Origin of the sequence: Dolichospermum sp. FACHB-1091 (genome assembly GCF_014697585.1) — a bacterium.
In the GTDB taxonomy this organism is placed as follows: domain Bacteria; phylum Cyanobacteriota; class Cyanobacteriia; order Cyanobacteriales; family Nostocaceae; genus Dolichospermum.
In genome coordinates this window covers 39,226-55,128 of sequence record NZ_JACJSB010000020.1, presented here as the reverse complement: position 1 = coordinate 55,128, position 15,903 = coordinate 39,226, and the positions used below count along the sequence as shown (strand labels likewise).

The 15,903-nt window shown below is 38.0% G+C and carries 17 protein-coding genes; 4 read left to right on the top strand and 13 right to left on the bottom strand.

Annotated features, from left to right (window positions below):
• Positions 1–12: 12 nt before the first annotated feature.
• Together secG and gpmI are read right to left on the bottom strand one after the other, a co-directional pair.
• A complete protein-coding gene (gene secG / locus H6G25_RS13975) occupies positions 13–246 on the bottom strand; it encodes a preprotein translocase subunit SecG (RefSeq protein ID WP_028085271.1) in 234 nt (77 codons plus the stop codon).
• Positions 247–342: 96 nt separating this feature from the next.
• Positions 343–1,941, bottom strand: a complete 1,599-nt coding sequence (gene gpmI / locus H6G25_RS13970) for a 2,3-bisphosphoglycerate-independent phosphoglycerate mutase (RefSeq protein ID WP_190392999.1) — start codon at positions 1,939–1,941, stop codon at positions 343–345.
• Positions 1,942–2,240: 299 nt separating this feature from the next.
• Here gpmI and H6G25_RS13965 point away from each other — a divergent pair, with 299 nt between their 5' ends.
• Together H6G25_RS13965 and H6G25_RS13960 are read left to right on the top strand one after the other, a co-directional pair.
• Positions 2,241–2,864: a 4Fe-4S single cluster domain-containing protein gene (locus tag H6G25_RS13965; protein ID WP_190392998.1), complete on the top strand. Its 624-nt coding sequence runs from the start codon at positions 2,241–2,243 to the stop codon at positions 2,862–2,864.
• A 387-nt stretch (positions 2,865–3,251) separates the two neighbouring features.
• Positions 3,252–3,854 (top strand): hypothetical protein, encoded by a 603-nt coding sequence (locus H6G25_RS13960; RefSeq protein WP_028089190.1) that lies wholly within the window; start codon positions 3,252–3,254, stop codon positions 3,852–3,854.
• Between the two features lie 22 nt (positions 3,855–3,876).
• Here H6G25_RS13960 and H6G25_RS13955 read toward each other — a convergent pair whose 3' ends face one another.
• The 11 genes from H6G25_RS13955 to H6G25_RS13905 all read right to left on the bottom strand — a co-directional run bounded on the left by H6G25_RS13955 (position 3,877) and on the right by H6G25_RS13905 (position 13,565).
• On the bottom strand, positions 3,877–4,020 hold the full coding sequence (locus H6G25_RS13955) for a hypothetical protein (RefSeq protein ID WP_190392997.1): 144 nt from the start codon (positions 4,018–4,020) through the stop codon (positions 3,877–3,879).
• 64 nt (positions 4,021–4,084) lie between these two features.
• Complete coding sequence (locus tag H6G25_RS13950) at positions 4,085–5,500, bottom strand: peroxidase (RefSeq protein WP_190392996.1); 1,416 nt, start codon at positions 5,498–5,500, stop codon at positions 4,085–4,087.
• A gap of 156 nt (positions 5,501–5,656) precedes the next feature.
• Positions 5,657–6,136, bottom strand: coding sequence for a hypothetical protein (locus H6G25_RS13945; RefSeq protein ID WP_190392995.1), 480 nt, complete (start codon positions 6,134–6,136; stop codon positions 5,657–5,659).
• Between the two features lie 341 nt (positions 6,137–6,477).
• Positions 6,478–6,747, bottom strand: coding sequence for a hypothetical protein (locus H6G25_RS13940; protein ID WP_190392994.1), 270 nt, complete (start codon positions 6,745–6,747; stop codon positions 6,478–6,480).
• A gap of 60 nt (positions 6,748–6,807) precedes the next feature.
• Positions 6,808–8,604, bottom strand: coding sequence for a molybdate ABC transporter permease subunit (modB, locus tag H6G25_RS13935; RefSeq protein WP_190392993.1), 1,797 nt, complete (start codon positions 8,602–8,604; stop codon positions 6,808–6,810).
• 151 nt (positions 8,605–8,755) lie between these two features.
• On the bottom strand, positions 8,756–9,049 hold the full coding sequence (locus H6G25_RS13930) for a hypothetical protein (RefSeq protein WP_190392992.1): 294 nt from the start codon (positions 9,047–9,049) through the stop codon (positions 8,756–8,758).
• Between the two features lie 457 nt (positions 9,050–9,506).
• Positions 9,507–10,271, bottom strand: coding sequence for a WecB/TagA/CpsF family glycosyltransferase (locus H6G25_RS13925; protein ID WP_190392991.1), 765 nt, complete (start codon positions 10,269–10,271; stop codon positions 9,507–9,509).
• 264 nt (positions 10,272–10,535) lie between these two features.
• Positions 10,536–11,144, bottom strand: coding sequence for a TIGR04282 family arsenosugar biosynthesis glycosyltransferase (locus H6G25_RS13920; RefSeq protein WP_190392990.1), 609 nt, complete (start codon positions 11,142–11,144; stop codon positions 10,536–10,538).
• Positions 11,141–11,860: a 16S rRNA (uracil(1498)-N(3))-methyltransferase gene (locus tag H6G25_RS13915; protein WP_190392989.1), complete on the bottom strand. Its 720-nt coding sequence runs from the start codon at positions 11,858–11,860 to the stop codon at positions 11,141–11,143. Before H6G25_RS13915 ends, H6G25_RS13920 begins: the two co-directional genes overlap by 4 nt.
• 169 nt (positions 11,861–12,029) lie before the next feature.
• Complete coding sequence (locus tag H6G25_RS13910) at positions 12,030–12,695, bottom strand: cadmium resistance transporter (RefSeq protein WP_190392988.1); 666 nt, start codon at positions 12,693–12,695, stop codon at positions 12,030–12,032.
• Positions 12,696–12,821: 126 nt separating this feature from the next.
• Positions 12,822–13,565 carry a tetratricopeptide repeat protein gene (locus H6G25_RS13905; RefSeq protein WP_190392987.1) on the bottom strand — a complete coding sequence of 248 codons (744 nt, stop codon included), beginning with the start codon at positions 13,563–13,565 and terminating at the stop codon, positions 12,822–12,824.
• Between the two features lie 454 nt (positions 13,566–14,019).
• Here H6G25_RS13905 and H6G25_RS13900 point away from each other — a divergent pair, with 454 nt between their 5' ends.
• Both H6G25_RS13900 and H6G25_RS13895 read left to right on the top strand, forming a co-directional pair.
• Complete coding sequence (locus H6G25_RS13900) at positions 14,020–15,345, top strand: pentapeptide repeat-containing protein (RefSeq protein ID WP_190392986.1); 1,326 nt, start codon at positions 14,020–14,022, stop codon at positions 15,343–15,345.
• A 66-nt stretch (positions 15,346–15,411) separates the two neighbouring features.
• The gene (locus tag H6G25_RS13895) at positions 15,412–15,855 is read left to right on the top strand and encodes a protease inhibitor I42 family protein (protein ID WP_190392985.1); all 444 of its coding nucleotides are present in this window, start codon (positions 15,412–15,414) and stop codon (positions 15,853–15,855) included.
• Positions 15,856–15,903: the final 48 nt, after the last annotated feature.

The following is a 15,903-nucleotide window of genomic DNA, read 5'->3' as shown; positions in this document are numbered from 1 at the left end:
TTTCATTCACAACTACTTGGGCAACCAATTAGCACTTAAAACCACAGTCAAACCCATAAAAACCACCGTTAACGCCCAAGTAACTCTATTTAAAGTATTTTCGGCACTTTTGGTACTTGTGAACAATTGTGCTTGTCCACCAATAGCACCAATTCCGTCACCTTTAGGACTATGTAACAAAACCAGAACAATTAAACCAAGGGCGGAAAATGCCCAAATACCTTGTACGATGTTAGTAATTGCCATATTAGAAATGTTGGTGATAAGAAGTCATCAGACAATAAGGGATTTAGCTAAATTGGCGGTTAGAAACCGCCAGGACTAAACTAACATTTTACAATTTTACAAGCCCACCTGTACAGGAGTACGAGTTAATTGTAAATCATATTCTGCGGCTTTCAGTAATGATCGCCCGGTCATTTCTTGGGGTTGGGATATTTGTAAAATATCCAGAATAGTTGGGGCAATATCGGCTAATTTGCCATCATTTCTTAATTCCACATTTGTTCCATATCCCGGTATTTTGGCCTTTTCACCCTCTACCAAGATTAAAGGAACTGGGTTGGTAGTATGCGCTGTCCAAGGATTACCGCCCTCATCTAGCATATACTCAGCATTGCCGTGGTCAGCAGTAATAATTGCCGTACCACCAGCTTTACCAATTGTATCAATCAGACGACCCAAACAACGATCCACCGTTTCAATAGCTGTTACTGTAGCCGGGATTTGTCCCGTATGCCCTACCATATCAGGGTTAGCATAGTTCATCACTACTAGAGAATAGATGCCCTTTTTAATAGCAGCGATCGCTACATCCGTCACAGCTTGTGCTGACATACCCGGAGCTTGATCATAAGTAGAGACCATTGGACTACTGACTAATTCCCGGTCTTCTCCTACACAAGCATCCTCCATTCCTCCATTAAAGAAATAGGTGACATGAGCGTATTTTTCCGTCTCCGCAGTTCTAAACTGTCTTAAACCACGGTTAGCGATAACTTCACCCAGAATATTAGTCAGGTTTTGAGGCTCGAAAGCCACAGAAACAGGTAATTCTGGATCATATTGGGTAAAAGTTACAAAAGAAAGCGGCAAAATTGGCCGTCTTTCAAAACCGTTAAAAGTTTTACTGACAAAAGCTTGAGTTAGTTCTCTAGCACGGTCAGGACGGAAATTAAAAAATATTACCCCATCACCCGATTCTATCGCCCCTGGTTGCAGACGGACGGGGAGAATAAACTCATCAGTAATACCTTCAGCGTAGGATGTTTGTAATATCTCTCCAGCCGAGAGTCCATTGCCCGTACCGTCTGTTCTCATTACATCATAAGCGCGTTGAACTCTATCCCAGCGGTGATCACGATCCATGGCATAATAGCGACCACTAATAGTAGTAATTTCACCAATACCAATATGCTCTATGTATTCTTCTAGTTGCTGGATGAACCTGATCCCATCTTTTGGTTTCGTGTCACGGCCATCAGTAATCGCATGGATACAAACTTTTGAAAGTTGCTGTTCCTTCGCTAAGTCAAGTAGTCCCAATAGATGGGTAATATGGGAATGCACCCCCCCATCAGAACAAAGCCCCACTAGATGCAACTTGCCACTAGCGGAACGAACTTCCTGGCAAATTTTCACCAGGGCTGGGTTGACCCTTAAAGAACCGTCTTCTACAGCATCTGAGATCCGTACCAGTTCTTGTGGCACGACTCGACCAGCGCCAATGTTCAAATGACCAACTTCCGAGTTGCCCATTTGACCTTCTGGCAACCCTACGGCTTTTCCTGATGTGCGAATGAGGGTGTGGGGATAGGCAGCCCATAAACTGTCCATGACGGGAGTTTTGGCAGCAATAATAGCGTTTCCTCGCTTTTCCTCACAGTAGCCCCATCCATCTAGAATGACTAGCACCACAGGAGCAACAGGTGCTTTGGTCATAGTAAAATCGCCCTTTACTTTTTGTAATACTTGAATAATACCATTGCTAATCGTTTATGGAAGTTAAATTCTGTTGATCTTATCGCAGTCAGTGGTCAGCGGTTAGTAGTCAGCTTTTTAAAACTCTTGTCTGACAGGGATTTTACTTGAATGAAACTCAGTAAGTTTCACCTCTTGTGAGAAATTTATCTATATCAAGTTCTTTGTTAATTAGGACTTGCTGAAGAAATCTAAACAGTTTTTCAGAGTATCGCTATATTAGCAAGTAATAGGAAAAGTTGAAAAGGAGTTGACAAAAGATGGAAACCAAGCCCATGAACCCATCTCTAGGACTCGCGGATATTCCCCCCGGCTATCTTAATATTATGGGTTATGTTGACCAATCGGAGGTTAATGGACCAGGTTGTCGGGCTGTTGTTTGGGTACAGGGTTGTAATCGTGAATGTTCTGGTTGCTTTAATCCCGACTCCTGGGCATTTGAGATTAATGATTTAGTGGCTATTGATACCCTAGCTGAAAGTATTCTCAAAAATCCCCATAATACGGGTGTAACTTTTTCCGGTGGTGAACCATTTTGGCAAGCACCTGCATTAACAATTTTAGCCAAAAAGTTAAAAGCAGCAGGTTTAAATATTATGTCTTTTACCGGTTTTACACTCCAGCAATTACAATCTAATTCTGCCCCTCCAGGTGCCAAAGAATTATTAGCAGAATTAGATATTTTGATTGATGGTCCTTATGTCAAATCTCTAGCAATTAATTCTCCTGATTCTCCCGTTTCTTCTAGTAATCAAAATGTAAATATCTTTAACCCAGAATTTGCAGATAAAATTACTTGGGCTAGTGATCAAATTGAAGTTCACATTCTCAAAGATGGTAATAGAATTGTCACAGGTTATCAAGGTTTATTGGAATTAAGTTAATTTTAGGGAGGCTGGAAATCAAGATAATCAAGATATATTTTTCAGTCTCTCCCATTTATTAGAAAACCGTAAATAAAATTAGTTATAGTCAAGAAAGGGTAAGTTGTACAACTTATTTAGAAGAATCCCTCTTCTCAGCAGCAGATAGTCCTCTGGTTTTATATTTAGATAATAATGTAAGCTATCTCTAAACAGGCGATCGCATTGTGGAAATGTAGGAAGTGCGATCGAACTTCCTATAAAATAGCTTTTGTCAATCAGCTAAAATACTCAAAATTTTGTCAGCGATGTCTACGATGGGTAGTGTCAAGCCCTCAATTTCCCATTATCAAGGCGATCGCTTTTCGGTAAAATATCTTTATATTACCAATTATCGAGAAAACTTTTATGCCTTATAGTAAATTTACTTTGAGTAAAGCTGTAGATGATTTTCAACTGACAATTGTTGAAGGCGATCGCTTTCTACCAGAGATTTCCCCATTTAATCCGAGTTCTTTGCTCAAAGATACATTGAAAGAAACCATACCTTGGGCAGTTGCAGTAGGTAGTGAAAAAGCGCGTTCTGAAGGCATTATCAATCCCGTTTTACTAGAAGTCAAACGTCAGCTTCATGGACAAATTAGTGTCTTTTCCGGTGAAGAGTTCAACGTGCAGCCAGAGGTTGATTTGATGGGTTATGTTGATTTTCTGATTAGTCGCTCTCCAGAGCAATTGTATATTAAAGCCCCGGCAGTGGTTTTGGTGGAAGCGAAAAAAGAAGACCTAAAACCAGGACTGGGACAATGTTTAGCCGAAATGGTAGCAGCACAACGCTTTAATCAACAGAAGCAGCAGCCGATTTCCACAATTTACGGAACGGTGACAAGTGGTACGGTTTGGCGGTTTCTCCAACTAGAAGGACAAACAGTAACCATTGACTTGAATGATTATCCAGTACCACCAGTTGATCAAATTTTGAGCTTTCTGATTTGGATGTCCCAGAATGGCTGAGGTAGGCCTTGGGGTTGTTGGGTCAGGAAGTAGCGATCGCTCTCTGGTAAAATGACTTTGATGAAAGATAAGCGATCGCTCTTGGGGATAAGTAGGGCGATCGCATTTTGGAGATGTAGGAAGTGCGATCGCTCTTCTTTCTAGAAACAGGTGATAGCTCTGCCAATAGCCTTCAGACAAAGGTTATAGATAGTTTCTGACAAAGTTATGACTCGGTTCGCTCTCACTATTCAACTTGCAGTTGTTTCTGATCCAGCCATGTATTTTAGAGCGGTAATACTAGGGAGAAAGCAGTAAGCACCTCCTCTAGTGATAATAAATCGCTCAAATCCCTTTATTTCTAATGATTTTTTATCAGGCGGAGGCGACAATGGAATATCAAATTTGCTGTCTTGAGGGTTATTAGCACCGAGCAAAGGATCTTTAACCTTATCGCCTAAGCTAGCAAAATTGCCACTATTAACCCAGTCTTTCATAACAAATTCAAATTGTTCTCCGAGACTAGCACAGATGAACAAACCAAGCAGTCCCCTTTCTTCATCAGCAGATTGAGGATCAGCAGATTGAGGATCATAAGCTGATCCATACGGTATTCCCCGACGTATAAGCCGACGTAAGTTAGGGTCTCCGATTGCTGTTGGTGTGATACGAGGATTATTGCGCCGTATATGTGAACCAATGGGACATTTCAATCCAGTTGGATCTTCTTTATAATCAAAGCTATTGAATTTTTCGTAACTAATTGGTGGCTCAAGTTCATCCTGCTCTGGAGAAAGGTCTAAAGGTACACCATTACGCCAGCGACCACACATTTTAGCAGCCAAAGTTTCTGGATTAATTACGTCTTTTTGGTTTTGAAGGAACTTTTCAAAACCTTCTACATTCTGTTTTAGCACTCGAAGAGCCGCAAAACTCCCATTTTCTCCCAATTCAAGTGGTTTTGGTACCTTGTATGGTGCGTACGGTGGTTCTGTTGTATGAATTAAGACAAACTCATGAGCAGGAATAACAGGCTGTCCATCGTATGGAATGCCATCCTTTGCAGGAAAACCGTCTACTCTCGGCTGTGTAATTCCATCCCGGTAGCCAAAATGAATCATATCACTGGGTTTACCATCCTCATCAGGAAGTTTTGCCCCGTCAAAATAACCTAATTCTTGGATTTTTTGTTTCTCAAACTTATCTCGTAATTCAACAGATTTCTTACTTAGAGTATCCCCATCTTGGGCAAAAAGCAAAAGCAAAATATGAGCTTTATCTTTTTGTTCTAACCCGTTTATCCAATTTTTAGGATCGCTCTCTTCAGTATCACCTATTGCACTAGCTCGATCAATAGCACCTTCTCTAAATGGCTGATAATTTCCATGTTTAAATGCTTGATTAACATCGTCTTGTAATTTGAGAGCTTTTAATCCTTCAAAAGTAAATCCAATATTTAAACAATAACTTGGTTTTATATTCCATTGCTCTGCACTGGTTATTTTAAGTGATTCACCATTTATCAAATCACAAATGAATTGTTTTGCCTTGGTTGCATCATCAACGCAGAGAACAAAATAGCGTACAACATCCATGTTATAGCCACGGACAATTAAACCTTGGATATCAGCTAAGTTAAGCTGTTTTGAAGTCGGGTTGTTTGTCATAGATTTACTATATTTTAAGTGCGGTAATATTCGGAAAGTGATTATTTTTTGCCAGGTTGGTATGACTCAACTGCATCAAAGTTGATTTTTCAGCATCAGGAAAGTGATGGCTCCCTCTCTGGCATCACTTTCCTGATGAATATAAACAAACCAGTCTTATTCCTTAATGTAAGTTCCCCCTTGAACTGGGTTAGTAATTTCCTTCACTATCTTATTAGGATAAGCCGCATACCATTTAGCTACTGGTTGATCATATTTTCTTACATATTCAGCAAACTCTTGAGGGCTTTGTTCAACCGGAATCAAATCTTCAGGAACATCGTCTAAATGGGCTAGTAAGGCATTGAATGTGTTACCAACTTTATCTACGAAGTCTTTAACATACTGCTCAAAAGTTCCATCATAGAATGTAAAGAGTGCGAACTTCTTGTAATACTTTTGACCATTGTCTCCAGTGGCAGGCTCAAGAAATATAAAATTCCCAAAATGCACTGTACCTACATTATTAAGACCTGTTGCATCAACCTGTGCTATTAATCCACTTAGTTTGTTATAGTTCTTTTGTACTTCTACCTCAGTTTCACCCTTAATGGGTGCAATGAAGCTTAATGGTTGTTGCTTTGGTTTATCGCTCATGATCAAGACTCCTTATATACCGCTAAATGTTAATGAAAGATGGCTCGTGCTAAGTCAATCCCAGAACAGGGGGAAATATCACCTTGACTTCCATTTGTAAACACAGGGACTATTAACCCACGACACCCAGGAGCAATATCACCAATGGAACTGCTCTTCGTTCGTGGCCTCGAAAGGGCTAGTCCTAGATAATTAATCCCTCTACCTACGAATTATGCCTTAGTGGTTTTTTCTTCCCACACTATTTAGACGTTTTACCCCCCCCATTTGTGAATTTTTCGAGTTACGGGCAAATTTTTTCCCCAAAAAACCACCCTAAATCGCTATAACCCTTACTCCTCTTACCTTTTAAGCCTCTCCAAAATTCCCTCCACCTCCCCACGCACGGGATACAACAACTGCTGACTCAACGCACCTTCATAAGCCCGTCTAGCCCCTGATTTATCCCCCAAACCCACCAAGGCTCTCCCTAACCAATAATCAGCCGCAGCCAGATTAAACGCCTCCTGACATTCTTCACAAGCTACTTCCCACCATTGTTTACTAGCCTTAACATCCCCCAGCACTTGGTAACTCCCCCCTAGCCACACCGCCACAGGTACGGATTGCAAATAACCCCCCTGCTGGTAAAAAAGGCCATTTCCCTGTAGTCAAGAATAGCTACAGACTATTTACTCCATTAAAAGTAACCGAGAAGGTTCTAAATGCACATACCAGGGAAAAGATTGATCTTGAATATTTACCCATTTTTCTTTATAAATTTCCCCTTGTAAATGATAATCATTGGCATGATTACCAACAGAATGTAATTTAAGAAATACTGTCATTCTGTGAGGTGTTTCACTGGTACGAACTAAATAACAAGGAAATGTATTTACTTGCTGAGGATCTTTTGTAAAAATCAAATGATGAGCGCGAATACCAACATAAGACAATTCTGAAGGAATATTTTCTCTAACTTCAAGAGTACAACCCCAATCAATTGCTTCTATTTTTTGAGGTGATAAAATATTAGCACGAGAAAAGTTTTTACAACCTGTAAGTTGAGCCACATTTACACTCGCAGGATGTTGAAAAATCTCATATTTAGAACCATAATGAGCGGCTTTTCCTTGTTCTAATACTAACAAATGGGGACATAAACGATAAGCCTCTTCCATATTATGAGTAACAAACAAAGTTACACCAGAATAATCAGCCAGGATTTCTGTAACTTGTTGTTCTAATTGACTGCGTAAATGGGTATCAAGGGCAGAAAATGGCTCATCTAAAAGTAATGCTTCTGGTTTACTGGCCAAAGCCCTAGCTAATGCTACCCGTTGCTGTTGTCCCCCGGAAAGTTGGTGGGGATAGCGGTTTCCAAATCCTTGTAATTTCATGGCTATTAATTGCTTTTCTACCTCTGTTTTAGTATCTATATATTTTGGTATACCAAAGGCGATATTTTGGGCTACAGTAAGATGTGGAAATAAGGCATAGTTTTGGAACAAAAAACCAATTTGTCGTTGATCAATTGGCAGATTAATTTTCTTTTCTGAGTCAAATAATACCCGATTATTTAAAACTATTCTTCCTTTATTTGGTGTTTCTATCCCGGCCAGACAACGCAAAATCATACTTTTTCCTGCTCCAGAACTTCCCAATAGTCCTAATGGTTGATCATCCGTATTAAGGGCAACTTGCAAATGAAAATTAGGGAGTCTTTTTTCAATATCTAAAAATAAGCCTTTTTGGGCAGAATCTTCTGATAATAAAGAAGATTTATTTGCTAATTCTATGGAATTTTTCGATATTTTTGGATATTTTGATTTATATGAAAGTTCTTGCCAAAAATTAGCTATAATAATTCCTGAAAGGGAAACAATCATAATTACAATTGACCAAAACCAAGCTTCATTGATTGACCCAGATTCTACTGCAAAATATATCGCCATTGGGATAGTTTGAGTTTGTCCAGGTATATTTCCTGCTAACATTAAAGTTGCCCCAAATTCACCTAAAGCCCGCGCAAATGCTAAGGTAGTGGCAGCAATAATCCCAGGAAATGCTAAAGGTAAACTAATCCGCCAAAAAATTGTCAATTCTTTAGCACCCAAAGTCCTCGCTACTCGCAGCAAATTAACATCAATTTGGCTAAAAGCTGCCAATGCAGTTTTATACATTAATGGGAATGAAACTACTGTAGCCGCGATCGCAGCACCATACCAAGTGAAAATAATTGTCGCATCATAAGGTTCTAAAAGTTTGCCAACCGGACCATTTTTACCAAAGAATATCAGCAGTAAAAACCCGACTACCGTAGGTGGTAAAATCAACGGTGCAACAAATATCCCCTCAATTAAAGATTTACCTTTACCGCCATATCCTAACATCCAATAAGCGGCAGATATGCCCAAAAAGAAAGTGATAAATGTTGCCAATAAAGCCGTTTTTAATGATATCCAAAGTGGTGATAAATCCTGTGGCATAATTGTTTAGACAAAGTGATCAAGTCATAAAGGCAGGAATATTTCATATAGTAGGATGCAGATGTTCTTTTTTACTGGACTTTAGACTAAAACTCACATTCCGCACTTCATTTTGTAATCTGGAAAGCCTATAAACTATGCTGATGGATAACTAGTGACGGGGTTTTTTCTTGGGAACTTTCAGTATAGGTAAAGGAGCAGTAGAAGACTGAGGGGGTAGATAATATTGAGCAACAGGCTCTTCTGGTAAAGACGGACGCTGCTGCATACGCCATAATTTAAAGACAAAACCTATTCCTGCTGTTGCTAAACCAAAGGTGAAGAGGGACCAACTATCATCTAACCCACCAATCAGAGCATCTATCACACCTATAGTTAGCAATGCACTAACTATAGGTTCTTTACGGTAGGCTGACTTTAAAAAACGAGGTAATACAGCATTCATCACGGCTTACTTAGTTCCATTTATGGGTTTTGTATAAGTTCACTTGGAGTATTTCAACCACCAGTTGTCTCTTTCATCAAGGGAAAATAATAGCAAAACTAATTATAATCTCTTTGGGCAAAAAAGGAAGTGCGGTATTCACGCCCGTCAAGACCATTGTTTGCTGGGTTTCCTTGGGTCAATGCAACTTACTATTGTAATTATTTTATGATAGTTCTTCCTCATCCACTACATAGTAACAAATTTTAAATGAATTGTCAACCCCCAAATCTTCTTTTTGTGCGACTTTAGGTACTTAATTTTTAATTACCTGGGAATGTAGTTCTGGCATACTACTTATTGAAGTGCGGAATGTGGGTTACAAAATGAAGTGCGGAACATGGGTTATATATCAAAGACTTGTAGATTTTGTCAATGAGTAAGTCCTAGTATATTAAAATTTCAACTTGGGACAAGCTCAGGACTCTAAAATGTTCACATCTTTTGTAGTCCGCAGATAAATTAAGGATTTAAAAACGAACTCTGGTATAGCTAACATTCGTCGCCAGCGCCAAGGTTCTTGATACAATCTATATAGCCATTCTAGGTTATTATTTGCTAACCAACCGGGAGCGCGTGTTTTTGTTCCTGACCAAATATCAAAACTACCACCAACACCTATCCAAATTGAGTTAGGACATAAATGGCGATTTTGAGAAATCCATAATTCTTGACGTGGAACTCCCAAACCAACAAATATCACCTGTGGCTGTAGTTGACTGAGACTTTGCAATAATTGTTGTTCTTCTTCTGAAGAATGATAACCGGAATGTGTTCCTGATATAGTTAGTGTAGGAAGTTGTTGCCGCCATAAATCTGCTGCTTTTGTGGCTACTTCAGGTGCGCCTCCATAGAAAAATATTGAAGCAGATGCTTGTTTTTGAGCAACTGCTTGTAACAGTTTTTCTGCTAATTCAATTCCAGGGACACGTTGTATTTTTTCTGCTAATAAATACTGCAAATATAGCACAACCCCCGCACCGTCAGGAATTACTAATTCAGCATTTTGAATGATCTTTGCTAGGGTGGGATTTTTTTCTGCTTGTATGGTCATTTCTGAATTGAGGGTGACTACATGAGTTCCTTTACCCTCTTTTAAAGAAGATAATAACCACTCTGAATAATCATTCATGATATGAACTGGTAAACCTAATACTGAAAATGCCTGAGGGAATTGAAACATAGTGTCTTTAAGATTAAACGTGGCGGATGTTTTCTGGAGGTTATTTTATCAAGTTTTTTCCTTCATAGATCATGAGAATTTTCTACTCGTGATTAAGAGAGTTTTTTAGAATACATAGATTTTCCCGTGATTACTTATGCCAATTTTTCAAAAATATGCCCCAAATCCAATAAAACTGTTATCTTTCAATAGGGTTTCAGGGTGTTAGCGAAGGATTGTTGTATGTAATCATTTATTTTGGGGCTGACACTAATTATGTTAACTTTAAAGATCCTCTGGGCGATCAACATCTGCTAAAGGTTGCAAATAACCTATTGATAAATTCAATTTTTCGGCAATTTCTACTGTTTTTGCAAATACTTCAGCCGTACCCCACTGGATATTTGTAAATAATTCTGCTGCTGGTTTTTGTAACCCAATTAAATAGTAACCACCGTCCATGGCTGAACCTAGAACAAGATTAAAAACTTGCAATTTCTCAAAAGCAGTTAGTAAAATTTGTGAGTTTAAATCGGGACAATCAGTACCAATGATAATTACTTGTTTTGCTGTTTGATTAAACGCATTTACAAGCGATCGCTCCATTCTTTGACCTAAATCTCCTTCACCCTGAGATTGATATAATAAATCATTTCCTAACCAATTTCGCATTTTTTCTAAATTACCACCAGTAAAACGTATTTCTACGGATATTTCTGTCAATTTTTGTAATTCTTTAACTTGCAAAATAGTCTGTTCAGTCATCTGTTTTTGCAAGTTAGCAGCGCCAATATCACCCAAAACTGGTATTAACCGGGTTTTTGTTTTCCCTGGTTCTGGATAACGAGTAAAAATAATTAGGTGTTGAGTTAGATGTTGTTTTGCTGATTTCAAGGGCTTAATTCAAAATTTGCTGCTATTAAGGATATCGCAACTATGGGCGCTGTAACTGCGCGGAGAATACGACAACCCAGGGAAATGGCTACAAATCCCGATTTTACAGCTATTTCTAGCTCTTGATCTGTCCACCCCCCTTCTGGTCCAATAGCAATAATGATCTCTCTTGCAGTGTTAGCATTATTTATCACCTGCTTTAAGTGAGGATAATCACCACGGGCTTCACAGATATAACTATGACTGGCTGTATTTTCATTTATGGCAGTTTTAAAAGCTACTGGTTCTAGGATAGTAGGAATCACGGCTCTTTCTGACTGTTCAGCGGACTCTGATGCTATGCGCTGCCAACGTTCTAGCTTTTGGGGACTGGGATTTAATAAACTGCGATCGCTTAAAACTGGAGCAATATAAGTTACTCCTAATTCCGTACAACAGCGGATAACTTCATCAAATCCATTCCCTTTCGGTAAGGCCATCATTAAAGTAATAGATACAGGTAATTCCGTTTTGACCTCTAGTATTTCTACAATCTCTCCTTGTGTTCCTTGTAACTTAGTTAACCACCATTTACCCATACCATTCATAGCGATAAATTGATCACCATCTCGTAACCGTAATACTCGCAGCAAATAATGTTGCTGTTGAGGTGTTAATAAAAGTTGGTTTTCTTGGAGTTGTTGGGGATTAATGGTAATACGTTGAAGTTGTGACATGATCAAAATGAATTTTTAGACTACATTGTATGTAAAATCCGTAAAAGTAGCAATCTTTAAATAAGTAGGTTGGCGTTAAAAATTGTCGTTATGACAAGGGAACTCTTAACTGGGAAGAGGTTTTGGGTAACTTTACTTTTCGTTACTTATGTCGGTTTTTTCCGTTAATCTACTTAGCAATTTGAGTTAGTAGCTTAAATGTGCCTCTGTCGTACATAATAAATAACCCCAAGGCCATTAATATAAAAGGAATCATAGCCCGACCATAGCGACTTAAAATATAAGCAATGGTAACTTGACTAGTTAATAGATAAGCAATACCACAGCCAACTCCCACCATAGCTAAAAATACGGCTATAATTATGCCTAAATTAACAAAATTTTGACCTGCGAATAGAGGTATATAAATACTAATATTGTCACCGCTATTAGCAATGGTAATAGCTGCAACTTGATAAGTATTTGGGTGGAAAATGCTCAAGAGAAAAGACCATGTTGGGTTAGGGTGTAATAACTGTGGAAAATGAGGATTAACTGTTTGAACCTCTGTACTTTCTGTTTGTTGATTAATCAGTTGTTTCATACCAATAACTATGGGTATTATTCCTAATAATCCCAACCATTCTCGCTGTATGAATAAACCGCCAAAAAATCCTGGTAAACTCAATATAATAATGGACAAAAAACCAAGGTATTGACCAATGAAAATATGACGTTTACGAAAACTACTATTATCTATTTGCGAAAACAATAGTAGTAGAATCATCATATCGTCAATATTAGTGACAGTAAAAGCAATTATCCCCTGAATAAAAACATTAACTAGTTTATTCATTATGAATTAAAGGAAATTTCCTCATTTACCTGTATTTGCTATATGTCAATACTATAGCATTTCCCATGGTTATAGGTACAGAAATCGGGAATCAAAGACAGATAAGTTTGTACCTAGTTGTCATATTTATTGTAATAATTCCTGAAACCGTTTTTCATTGCGAACTTTATCGAAATCTCGATCATTTTTCGCTAATTCTCGATATTTTTTCGGTACAAGTTCGATGGCTTTTTTGAGGTTTTCAATTGTCAGTTCTAGATTATTTTGTAAGGCATAATTGCAAGCTTTATTATAATAAACTTGATGCAAATTAGGACGAATAGTAGTTGCTTGGTTGTAAGATGCTAAAGCTTCTTTGTAGCGCTGTAATTTTGTCAATGCAATTCCTCTATTAGTCCAAGCCTCATGTTTATTTTTGTCAATAGCGATCGCTTCATCATAGGATTTTACGGCTTCTTCGTAATGTTGTAAAGCTGTTAAAGCATTACCACGATTATACCAGGCTTCATCTTTATTTGGGCGAATTGCGATCGCTTTATCATAGGATTCTACAGCTTCTGGGTACTGTTGTAAAGCAATCAAAGCATTTCCCCGATTTACCCATGTTTCCGCACTATCATTTTTAATGGCTATCACCCGATTATAGAATACTAAAGCTTCTTGATAACGACGGGCATCTAATAAACCATTAGCTTGTATTAGTAAATTTTCTGCTTTTTGACTGTCTTGTACTTCTGTAATCAGTTGATTAACATTGCTTTCTTGAACAACTTTTTTAGCATTTTCAGATGAATAATTTGCCGGGTCACTACAGCCAATTATCATCAAACTGATTAAACTAGAGGCAATTAAGCTTCGCCAAATTACCATACTGCTCCTACAAAACTCATATAATGATCCTAGAACTGATTGTAATTTAAAAGCAGTATCAAAATCAACTAATTGTTATTAATTATTTTTTGATTCTGCAAATTTAAAATTAAGATTTCGATAAACTTTTCAGAAACTACCCAGACAATACCATAATCATCCTCCATAAATCAATTATCTATTTAATATAATTCTTCCTTCTTCTCCTGACTGCTACTTTTCACTAAAAAACCTGTTTACACTTGTTCCAAGTATCAGCAGTTTTACAAATATCAAAGAGTGATACTACTGAAAAATTCCCAAGGATCTGTGATAGAATAACATATTTATTGCCTTTGCCGCCAGGAAATTTTCTCACGAACTCATTTAGCCAAGGTCAGGGGTGTATAATACTGTTAATATAAGTGTTTTCCCAACATTTCAATTTATGGTGAGTTAATTGGCGGAAAAAAATATGACTATTAATGAATCTGATTCATCCCACCTATCTTCCCCACAGATAAATCAAGAAGATGAATTGGAAATTACCGAAAGTAATCAATCATTAACAAAAGTAGAACCGGATAAAAAACAAGTATCGGCACAATCTTCCCTGAAAACAAGTATTTTCAAAGAAATTTCTGCTTTTTTTAGTGACAATTCCAGTATTCAAGTCCTGATTACCCCAAGGATTTTATTATTTACTAGCTTGTCCATGGCCATAACTTTAATTAGTATTGTCATTAATAACTCATGGCTGGGGATTTTGGGAACTTTGGCAACTTTGCTGTTATCACTATTGATACTTTACCCTTGGTGGCAAGATATCATCCAAGAATGGTTTTCACCTCAAGATAGAAATGTGTTTGTTGGTTTTATAGGAGTAATAGTAGCAATAATTGGCTTATTCAGATTTGCTAATTTAGGTCATAGTTTACTACTTTGGGGAAAGAGAATTAATTGGGAAGCTTCTGGTACTTTAGCAGAATGGTTTGGAGCTTTGGGACAAATTGCCATTGCCATTATCGCCGTTTATGTAGCATGGCGACAATATGTAATTTCTAAAGACCTAACCATTCAACAAAACCTACTCACTGTACAGCAAAACGTCATTACTCAACAACAAACCATAGACTCCTACTTTCAAGGAGTTTCGGACCTAATATTAGACGAAGAAGGATTATTAGAAGACTGGCCGCAAGAAAGAGCGATCGCCGAAGGACGTACTGCTGCTATATTCAGTAGTGTAGATGGTAGTGGTAAAGCCAAGATTCTGCGATTTCTCTCCCGTTCTAAATTACTTACTCCCCTACAACGCGATCGGCGTTTAGGAAGAGCTATTCTAGATGGTAGTGGTGGTTATGCTGAAGATCGTTTGGAAGGAGTGCGCGTCATAGACTTAGGTGTAATGTTAGCAGGTGCCGATCTAGCCGATAATGATTTACGCTGGACAGATTTAAGTGAAGCTAATCTCGTCCGTGCTAATCTTAGTAATTGTGACCTAGTAAAAGCTAACCTTTCCCGAACAATATTATATGAAGCCAATCTCAGTAATACCGATTTAAACGGAGTTCGTCTATTTTATGGTTTAGTAGAACAAGCATCTCCCCGCAGTCGCACTCAACCCCCCAACTACGAAACCGGAGAACACACTGGTGCAGTTATTGAAAATGCTGACTTCACTAATGCACAAAGAATGTCCCCAGCGACTCATTACTACTGTTGTGCTTGGTGTGGAGAAAAAACCAGAAATACCATTCCGGGAGGTTGTGAAGGAATTCCCAATAAATTGGGTAGATAAAAAGAAATTGAAAATTGATATTGTAATAATAACTAATTGACAATTGATAATTAATAGGTTGAAATCATGAGTTTAACTAAACGAGTTTTTTTAATTCTTTCTTTATTAACTACCTTGGGGATTATTTCCCAAGTTAGCGCCACAGCCAAAAATCCGCCATCTAAATCAGAAATAACCATCAACGATAGCAACAATCATAAACAAATCAACCTACAAAAAGGCAAAATTTTGATAATTAAATTATCAGCCAATCCATCAACAGGTTATAATTGGCAAATAATTAAAAATGATCCTCAAAAACTCAAACCCTTGGGAGATTCAGTATTTGAACCATTACCAACAGCAGCAGGAGAATCCAAAGTCAAATTGGTAGGATCACCTGAAAATCAAGTTTTTCGGTTTTTAGCTCAAAACCCCGGTTCAACCCAGCTACAACTCCAATATTCACGGGCTTGGGAAAAAAATATTCCCCCCATCAAAACCTATCAAATTACAGTCAAAATCCGTTAACAGAAACAAGAGGACTTGGTAAATTGACGTATAAAAACCAAAAAATTT

What these genes read in the sequence shown, in the direction of transcription:
- H6G25_RS13910 (WP_190392988.1), bottom strand. Translation starts at nt 12,695, where the DNA reads ATGAATAAACTAGTTAATGTTTTTATTCAGGGGATAATTGCTTTTACT.
- gpmI (WP_190392999.1), bottom strand. Translation starts at nt 1,941, where the DNA reads ATGACCAAAGCACCTGTTGCTCCTGTGGTGCTAGTCATTCTAGATGGA.
- H6G25_RS13945 (WP_190392995.1), bottom strand. Translation starts at nt 6,136, where the DNA reads ATGAGCGATAAACCAAAGCAACAACCATTAAGCTTCATTGCACCCATT.
- H6G25_RS13900 (WP_190392986.1), top strand. Translation starts at nt 14,020, where the DNA reads ATGACTATTAATGAATCTGATTCATCCCACCTATCTTCCCCACAGATA.
- H6G25_RS13925 (WP_190392991.1), bottom strand. Translation starts at nt 10,271, where the DNA reads ATGTTTCAATTCCCTCAGGCATTTTCAGTATTAGGTTTACCAGTTCAT.
- secG (WP_028085271.1), bottom strand. Translation starts at nt 246, where the DNA reads ATGGCAATTACTAACATCGTACAAGGTATTTGGGCATTTTCCGCCCTT.
- H6G25_RS13895 (WP_190392985.1), top strand. Translation starts at nt 15,412, where the DNA reads ATGAGTTTAACTAAACGAGTTTTTTTAATTCTTTCTTTATTAACTACC.
- H6G25_RS13950 (WP_190392996.1), bottom strand. Translation starts at nt 5,500, where the DNA reads ATGACAAACAACCCGACTTCAAAACAGCTTAACTTAGCTGATATCCAA.
- H6G25_RS13905 (WP_190392987.1), bottom strand. Translation starts at nt 13,565, where the DNA reads ATGGTAATTTGGCGAAGCTTAATTGCCTCTAGTTTAATCAGTTTGATG.
- H6G25_RS13915 (WP_190392989.1), bottom strand. Translation starts at nt 11,860, where the DNA reads ATGTCACAACTTCAACGTATTACCATTAATCCCCAACAACTCCAAGAA.
- H6G25_RS13965 (WP_190392998.1), top strand. Translation starts at nt 2,241, where the DNA reads ATGGAAACCAAGCCCATGAACCCATCTCTAGGACTCGCGGATATTCCC.
- modB (WP_190392993.1), bottom strand. Translation starts at nt 8,604, where the DNA reads ATGCCACAGGATTTATCACCACTTTGGATATCATTAAAAACGGCTTTA.
- H6G25_RS13930 (WP_190392992.1), bottom strand. Translation starts at nt 9,049, where the DNA reads ATGAATGCTGTATTACCTCGTTTTTTAAAGTCAGCCTACCGTAAAGAA.
- H6G25_RS13960 (WP_028089190.1), top strand. Translation starts at nt 3,252, where the DNA reads ATGCCTTATAGTAAATTTACTTTGAGTAAAGCTGTAGATGATTTTCAA.